Below are 7,427 nucleotides of genomic sequence, written 5' to 3'. Positions count from 1 at the left end.
GATCAGGGGCCTCTCCTTTGACCGTGGCGGCGCCAGGGTTCGAACCTGGGTAGGCTGAGCCGGCAGATTTACAGTCTGCTCCCTTTGGCCACTCGGGCACACCGCCAAGGGTTCGCTGCCCGCGACCGCTGGTTCGCAGCGCTCTGTGGCAACGACGTAAACCATACCCGATGACCAGGGGTGGTCCGCCACTCGATTCGACGCCGCCGGATCGGGCGGGGGTGGCTAGGCTGGCAGGGCGGTCCGTGGGCCGTACCCCCTGATGGATCTACGTACGAGGAGCCAACTCAATATGGCCGACTCCAGTTTCGACATCGTCTCGAAGGTCGAGCGGCAGGAGGTCGACAACGCCCTCAACCAGGCGGCGAAGGAGATCTCGCAGCGTTACGACTTCAAGGGCGTCGGCGCTTCGATCGACTGGTCCGGCGAGAAGATCGAGATGCGCGCCAACTCCGAGGACCGGGTGAAGGCGGTCCTCGACATCTTCCAGTCCAAGCTGGTCAAGCGGGGCATCTCGCTGAAGTCGCTGGACGCGGGCGAGCCGCAGGCGTCCGGCAAGGAGTACAAGATCTTCGCCTCGGTCGAGGAGGGGATCTCGCAGGACAACGCGAAGAAGGTCGCCAAGATCATCCGCGACGAGGGCCCCAAGGGCGTCAAGGCGCAGGTGCAGGGCGACGAGCTGCGGGTGTCCTCGAAGAGCAGGGACGACCTCCAGTCCATCCAGCAGTTGCTCAAGGGCAAGGACCTGGACTTCGCGATCCAGTTCGTGAACTACCGCTGATCAACTGGCCTGACCCGCATAGATGCGGCTAGGCGGACTTCACGGGGCACAACGGGGGCACACCGCCGAGGACAGCCTCGACGGCAGCCCACGTTGTGTCTTCTTCGCCGGGCCACGGGTTCACGCAGTGCTCCGCATGGTCAGGGCCCCGCGCCGCGCCACCCCCTGACCGCACACCAAAACAACGCACTGCGGTCGGTCGTGCCTCGGCCCGTGCATGCGGATCCATCGGGGCATGGCAGAGCCCATTACAGGCGGATTGACCGGTCGAAGTCCTTACCCGCGCGCGGACGTCGCAGGCTCGCCCAAGACATTCGCCATCATCAGCGTGCGCGCCTGTCAGGTCACCCCTGCGCTCCGCTCCCATCACATCCACATCACCCGCCCTCGGGCAGCGACAAGGAGCACACATTCTGGACAGCCACCCAGGCCCAAAACCAGATAGTGCAGCCAACGACTGAGCCCACTAAAACCCGAAGGTTCGACGGCTTCGATCCTTGTCGATCTGCGTCAGATGAGTTCGGACTGGACGCTGCGGATTCCCATGCGAGGTACCCCGGCTGTGCAGCTCCACCTTGGCAACAGCGATAAACTACTCTGCGGCCTCATTGAATCGGCTGTCCTGGCTGAAAGTGCGTCAAAATGTCCGGAAGGTAGGGCGAGTTCCCCGCGAGTAGAGCACCGAACTCTGCACCGTCGAACGTGAGCAGCATTCACCCCGGCCCAGACAGCCCCGACGCCGGACGGTACGTCGACTCTGCCTGAGCTCCCCCGCCTCACTGCGTGGCCTCCGCCGCACGCAAGGTGGCCTTCAACAACCGATGCCCGACCAGCCGCAGTGGTAGTAACGGTTACAAGCGCCACCCTTGCGGCAGCCAGCGTTCTCATGCCTTGTAAGCCCACGGCCGACATCGCGCTCCACCCATACATGCACGCGAGCATAGGACGGAGCACCTTGCCCAGCCCGGAACTATCAGACACTTCAGTCCCTGCGTGTCAACTGTCCCAGCAGCGGCCGCTCGACACTGCCCCAGGCGAGACGCCGCCCCCGAGAAAACCAATTCCAGGCGAATCGTGGCTGGTAACGCTCGCACGCAGGCGTTCACGAGGCACCACACCACCAACGGCGGTTGAGGGCACCCGGCGTGGCCGCTTCTGTGCCCGCAGAAGGCGGAGAGAGTCGTATGAACTTGCAAGAACTATTGCCAACGCTGCAGGCCAAGCGGACTGCGGCGGCCAGATGTTCTTGCATCAAGATTGCACGCACAAGCGTGCAAGAACCCACACTGGCATTCGCTTCCGCACTTCGTCGCGACGCATCATCGGTGGCACCCGCTGAGGCGGCCCGCGCCGCCCGAAGTGAGAGGAGCCAAGGTGTTACTTGCATACGTCCCGCCGATCTTCCCGGAGAGCGAGCGATGGTTTCCCTCGGCCATCATCGTGATCACGGTGATCATCGTCATCGCGTCATCGCCGTGCGCGCCTACGGAAACGGCTATGAAATTCCTGACATCGGTGGTGACGCTGGCCTCTGCCCTGGCACAGTCGCCATGGCACCGCATGACAGACCGGAGTGGAGATGAGCGGTAATGGCGCGCCCTGAGAACCCCTTACCGCAACATGGAGGTCCTGTCGTTGAGGCAGCCAGCTGGCTTAGGAAATTGCGCGATCACTCCGGCATGAGGAATTGCGACATTGCTGCAGTGCTGGGTTTGTCGGAGTCGACCGTGTCGCGTGCACTATCAGGGCGAACAGCTCCTCCAGCTGGACTGGTCTTTGCTATGGCCCTGCTGTGCGACGGGAGTCACGAGGAGTGCATCGACGTATTGGGGGGTCTTGCCCAGCGGCGGCGAGCACACAGGGGGCAACCAATCGAAGGGCTCGTCAGCTACGACCCTGATCTGATCTCGACACCAGCCGGTTTGATCCGTGCCATGCGGGCTCTCCGTGTCAGTGTGGGGCAACCATCACTGGCGCTGCTGCAACGCCGATCGCCAGGACGGTCGCTCGCCCCCACCACGTTGAATGAGGTGCTCCTAGGGCAGCGGATGCCCAGTGCACCCGTCCTTGCTGCCTTCCTGGTCGCATGCCGTGTCCAACCAATCGAATCGGAACGCTGGGCGCAGGCATGGAAGCGGGTCATGCTGCACGAGCAGGAGAGCGCTCGCTCATCCCCCAGGCCGTATTCACATGTAGTCAGCCTCCGGCTCGCCCTACTCGGGCAGCATGCGCCGGCGGGAAACATCCGCCCCTTTCAGGCTGCGCATGCAGAGATCACGGAGCCTCACGAATCGCACTGACTGTATGAGGTGATCGCGGAAGGCCCCGAAGGAAGAGCACGGCTCGGCTCGGTCGCCGACCGCCTCATGCTTCGCACCGGTGGCTGCTCGGGCTGCACGCTCGCGCGCCAGTGCGTGGTCTGCCGCCCGCTCGCCAAGCACTACCAGGAAGCGGGGGCGCGGAAGGAAACCTACTGTCAGCACGGGATGAAGAAAACAGGGTGAAGCCACATGGCAGCCGTAACCGTCACCATCTCCCCGACCCGCCCCACCAAGCCTCCGCCATACGCGACACGTCCCGCTCCGGCCGCGGCGGCTCCGGTCGCCACGATCACGCCGGTGCCCCGGCTCGACGAGGTCATGAACAGCGCAATGTGCCCGTGCAACGCGGGTGACGACAATCCGCGCTAGGCCCCGAACGGTCACTTCCGCTCAGGCCCCGGCGTATCGGCATCGGGGCCTGAGCCTTGTGAGGCAGACGCGTAGTGTGCCGCCATGCGATTCCGGTGGGACTGGCTACGCCCCGAGATCACTGTCCCGTACGTCCGGACGATCGGCCCCGTGCACCCCGATGCTCTCGGGCCCGGAATGTTCGCCGACGTCGTCGACAGCGCCCCCACGGGGGCCTTCCTCCCGTACGACAAGGGCCGCCGTTGGTCCGACGTCAAGGGTGAGAGCGTGCTCGTCGAGGACATCGTCCACGGGCCGTGCGAGACCCTGCGGCCGCCCCTGTCTCAGCGTGGCGCGGGTGTGGTGAGCGTCCATCTCTACGGCTCCCCGCCCGATGGCCACGACACCGCCGCCGAACTCGCCATGAAGCTCTGCGTCACGCACGGCGCGGCGGCCGGTCGCGTCGTCTCGTTCGTCGGCCCCGGCGCGCAGCCGCCCTCGGGCAGCCGGGTGACCCGCGTCCAACTCCGAGAGTTCGGACCCGAACACCCCATGCCGCCGCAAAAAGCAGTGCGCCTCCTCACCGACTGCCCGGTGTCGGTGCGAGCCACGTTCCCGTGGTTCGCCGGGCTGCTCGCCGACGAGGGATTCACTATTCTTCACCGTCGCGTGGAGGCCGACGGGCTTGGCCCCGTCCTAGTCGCCGTTGACGACGGGCGCGTCGTGGGCGCCATCGGCCCGATAGAAGTCATGTCCGACTCGCGCGGCGCGGCCCACCTGCTCCCCCAGTACTTCGGCGTCCTGCCGGAGCAACGGGGCTGCGGGCACGGTCGGGCCCTGTGGCGCGCAGCCATGCGTTGGTCGCAGGCGAACGGCGCCTCGTACCAACTTCTGCAGACGGAGGTCGGTGGTGCCTCCGACAGCCTCTGCCGGGCTGAGGGGCTGCGTCCGCTGGGGTTTGTCTGCGCGGCGAACGTCTGACAGCGGCTGAAGTACCGCGCACCGTTGCACGTCCTTGGTGTCAAGCGGGCGTTGTCGTGGTTTCGGGCAGGCCCAGGTGGGTGCGGTACCAAGGGGCCGTGGCGGCGAAGGCTTCGGGGAAAGGGGGGCCTGGGGGGAGGGACAGGTCGTGCCAGATCCGGGTGCTGTCGAACCAGTGGTCCACGCCGAAGACGGACAGGGCGTGGAGGTCCTCCGGGGAGTGGGCCAGGCGGGTTCGGGCCTGTTCGTAGGTGAGGTCCGTGCGGGGGCGGGGCAGGCCCAGGTGGGTGGTGAGGGCGGCGGTCAGGGCCGCGCCGGAGACCGGGTCGGGGTGGTTGACCGCGTACGCGCCCGGGAGCGGGTGCGGGGCCAGGGCCGTGGCGAGGAGGGCCGCGGCCAGGGCGTCGGCGTGGATGGCGGACTGCCGCACGCGGCCGCCGGCCACCCCGGCGCGGAGCGCCGCGTACAGGCTCAGCAGGGCGGGCACGACCCAGCGGTCCCCCGCCCCGTACACGAGGTGCGGGCGCAGCACGGTGCCGCCGGCGGCGAGGACGGCGCGTTCGGCGGCGGCGCGGCTGCGGCTGGTGGCCGAGGCCGGGGCGATGGGCAGGCGCGCGCTGTCCGCCTGCGAGAACGGGCCGCGGCCGTGCACCGCCGCCGTGCTCAGGCAGACGATGCGCCCTACGCCCGCCCGTACCGCCTCCTCCACCAGCGCCTCCGTGCCCCGGGCGTTGACCTGTCGGCTCTCCGCCTCACCGGCCCCGATCCGCGACGCGCAGTGGATCAGCGTGTCGACGCCCTCGCAGCAGCCGCGCAGCGTGGTTCTGTCCGCCAGGTCGGCTCGCCAGTGTTCGGACCGGCAGTCGCGGGTTTCCGGTGGGCGTCTTGTCAGCAGGCGTACGCGCAGGTCCGGCACCGCCATGGCCGACTCCGCCACCCGGCCGCCTATGAAGCCGTTCGCGCCGGTGATGAGAACTGTTCGGCCTGCCCTGGTACGAGTTGCCTGCATCTTCTCCCCCTGTCTTCCCCTGCTCTTCCCCTGCTCTTCCCCGCCGCAGCCTAGAGAGCGGCCGCCGCCTCCGTGACCTGCCCGCGGTCCGTGGCGAGGCGAGGCAGGAGCAGTGACCAGAACGCCGTGAGGGACGGGGCCGAGAGCCATCTGCGGTCGTACCGGCCGAGGAGTTCGAAGCCGGTGGTGGCCGCCACGATCGCCTGGCCCGCCTCGCGGGCGCTGACCGTGTGCGCCAGGGAGCCCTCCGCGTAGGCGCGTTCGAGCATCCGGGCGACGAACCGCTCCCACTGCGCGTACGGACCCTCGGCCGGGGGCCGGGTCCGTTCGCAGCACAGGCGGAATCCCGCCCGTACGACCACGTCCTCGCGGAGCAGTGCGGCGAGCGCGTAGGTGGCGTCGACCAGGCGCTGGAGCGTGGGCGGCGCGCCGGTCAGGGCCTTGCCGGTGATGGCCCGCAGGACCGTCGCGGCCTCCTTCTCCACCGCCTTGGCCAGGCCGGCCTTGTTGGTGAAGTGGAAGTGCAGCGCGCCCTTGCTGACCCCCGCCCGGTCGCTGATCCCGGTGAGCGCCGACGGTATGAACCCCTCTCGGTCGAAGGTCTCCGCGGCCGCCCGGAGCAGCGCCTCCCGAGTGCGCGCCGCCCGTTCCTGCTGCACCATCTCTTCTCCTGACGTCGGCCCCGTGCAGCGAACCTTAGCAATAAACAAACCGACTATGAGGTTTCTTTTTGGCCGTAGGGCGGAAGGTAAGGGTGGGAAACAAGCCCTTGCCGGTAGCCGCTCCGGCCCCCCATCCGACTGCAAACACCCGTTAAAAACAAACCGGGCAGTTTGATTGTTACTGAACTCCGGTCTACCGTCGGGGACATGACCGCCGCAGCGGTGGCCGTGCGGTGGCCTTACCGAAGGCGAAGGTAGGAGCTGCGATGCTGTACGTAGACGACAGTCCCCACACGCGAGACCGGCGCACCCTGGCACGCGAAGTGCACGACCGCATCGGCAGCGGCCTGTGCCTGGCCCTGCGTCAGCTGGAACTGCTGGAGGCAGACTCCGCGCCGATGGGCGAACGGCCCGCCCGGCGCCTGGACGCGGCCCGGACCGCCTTGCAGAGCACCCTCACCGCCACCCGGGCGCTCGCCAGCGGCCTACGGGGTCCGGGTCCGGCCCCTATGGTCGACTCCGCCGCAGGCCCTGCCCCCGCCATCGGGCCTGCCCCCGCCGTCGGGCCGGCCCTCTCCGGCAGTTCACTGGAGTCCGCCCTGCGCTCCTTCGTACGGTCCATGCGTATCCCGGGCCCGCTCGACGCGCACGTACGCGTCCAAGTGCTCGGCGACACCACACGGCTGCCGCCCGCCACCGTCGACGAACTCTTCGTCATCGTCCGGGAGTCGCTGCGCAACGCGCTCGCCCACGCGCACGCCCGGCGGGTCACGGCCGTCCTGCGGCTCACCCCGTACGCGGCCCACGCCAGCGTCGCCGACGACGGCCGGGGGTTCGACCTCGCCGCCACGCTCGCGGGCGGCCGGACCAACGGGCTGCTCGCCATGGCCGAACGCGCCCAGGCGCTGGGCGGGTCGGCCGAGGTCGCCACCGCGCCCGGCGAGGGCACCACCGTGTCCGTACGGATCCCCGTGCCTGCCCCCGCCCGCACTACCGCCCGCACCGCCGTCCGAGAACGGAGCGATCGCCATGACCACGCCTGAGCCGCCCGCAGCCGTCGCCCGGCCGATCCGCATCCTCGTCGCCGACGACCACGTGCTGTTACGCGAGGCGCTGTGCGATCTGCTGCGCGCAGAGGCCGACTTCGAGGTCTGCGGCGAGGCCGGCGACGGGGAGGAGGTGCTGCGGCTGGCCGCCCTGCACCGGCCCGACGCCGTGCTCCTCGACATCGAGATGCCGCGCAACGAGGACCCCGCCGCCACTGTCCGCGGGCTGCTCCGGCACCAGCCGGAGCTGCGCGTCGTCGTGCTGTCCATGCACGACGA

At 68.6% G+C, this 7,427-nt stretch carries 8 protein-coding genes, 1 tRNA gene and 1 pseudogene; 7 read left to right on the top strand and 3 right to left on the bottom strand.

Features of this window, described 5'->3' with window-relative positions; genetic code table 11:
• Nucleotides 1-24: 24 nt before the first annotated feature.
• Nucleotides 25-106, bottom strand: a tRNA-Tyr gene (locus ACFU99_RS26025).
• A 186-nt stretch (nucleotides 107-292) separates the two neighbouring features.
• Between ACFU99_RS26025 and ACFU99_RS26020 the strand changes: the two genes are divergently transcribed.
• The 5 genes and pseudogenes from ACFU99_RS26020 (at nucleotide 293) to ACFU99_RS26000 (ending at nucleotide 4,431) form a co-directional block, all read left to right on the top strand.
• On the top strand, nucleotides 293-781 hold the full coding sequence (locus tag ACFU99_RS26020; protein WP_384396064.1) for a YajQ family cyclic di-GMP-binding protein: 489 nt from the start codon (nucleotides 293-295) through the stop codon (nucleotides 779-781).
• Nucleotides 782-2,370: 1,589 nt separating this feature from the next.
• Nucleotides 2,371-3,081: a helix-turn-helix domain-containing protein gene (locus tag ACFU99_RS26015; protein ID WP_384396061.1), complete on the top strand. Its 711-nt coding sequence runs from the start codon at nucleotides 2,371-2,373 to the stop codon at nucleotides 3,079-3,081.
• Nucleotides 3,082-3,087: 6 nt separating this feature from the next.
• Nucleotides 3,088-3,285: pseudogene (locus tag ACFU99_RS26010) on the top strand (radical SAM protein); the annotation flags it as partial.
• Between the two features lie 6 nt (nucleotides 3,286-3,291).
• Entirely contained in the window at nucleotides 3,292-3,471 is a 180-nt protein-coding gene (locus ACFU99_RS26005) for a hypothetical protein (RefSeq protein WP_384396059.1), read from the top strand.
• A gap of 84 nt (nucleotides 3,472-3,555) precedes the next feature.
• Nucleotides 3,556-4,431, top strand: a complete 876-nt coding sequence (locus ACFU99_RS26000; RefSeq protein WP_384396056.1) for a GNAT family N-acetyltransferase — start codon at nucleotides 3,556-3,558, stop codon at nucleotides 4,429-4,431.
• 40 nt (nucleotides 4,432-4,471) lie between these two features.
• On the opposite strand, the gene ACFU99_RS25995 is transcribed toward ACFU99_RS26000, so the two are convergent.
• Both ACFU99_RS25995 and ACFU99_RS25990 read right to left on the bottom strand, forming a co-directional pair.
• Nucleotides 4,472-5,440, bottom strand: coding sequence for an NAD-dependent epimerase/dehydratase family protein (locus ACFU99_RS25995; RefSeq protein WP_384396054.1), 969 nt, complete (start codon nucleotides 5,438-5,440; stop codon nucleotides 4,472-4,474).
• 50 nt (nucleotides 5,441-5,490) lie between these two features.
• Nucleotides 5,491-6,102 carry a ScbR family autoregulator-binding transcription factor gene (locus ACFU99_RS25990; protein ID WP_384396051.1) on the bottom strand — a complete coding sequence of 204 codons (612 nt, stop codon included), beginning with the start codon at nucleotides 6,100-6,102 and terminating at the stop codon, nucleotides 5,491-5,493.
• Between the two features lie 266 nt (nucleotides 6,103-6,368).
• Here ACFU99_RS25990 and ACFU99_RS25985 point away from each other — a divergent pair, with 266 nt between their 5' ends.
• Nucleotides 6,369-7,145 carry a sensor histidine kinase gene (locus ACFU99_RS25985; RefSeq protein ID WP_384396048.1) on the top strand — a complete coding sequence of 259 codons (777 nt, stop codon included), beginning with the start codon at nucleotides 6,369-6,371 and terminating at the stop codon, nucleotides 7,143-7,145.
• Nucleotides 7,132-7,427 (top strand): response regulator transcription factor (locus ACFU99_RS25980; protein ID WP_384396045.1); only part of this gene is annotated, 296 nt, incomplete at its 3' end. The genes ACFU99_RS25985 and ACFU99_RS25980, both read left to right, overlap by 14 nt.

Source organism: Streptomyces sp. NPDC057654 (genome assembly GCF_042800135.1).
Lineage (GTDB): Bacteria > Actinomycetota > Actinomycetes > Streptomycetales > Streptomycetaceae > Streptomyces.
The sequence above is the reverse complement of the archived record's forward strand: the minus strand, read 5'-3'. Positions and strand labels throughout refer to the sequence as shown.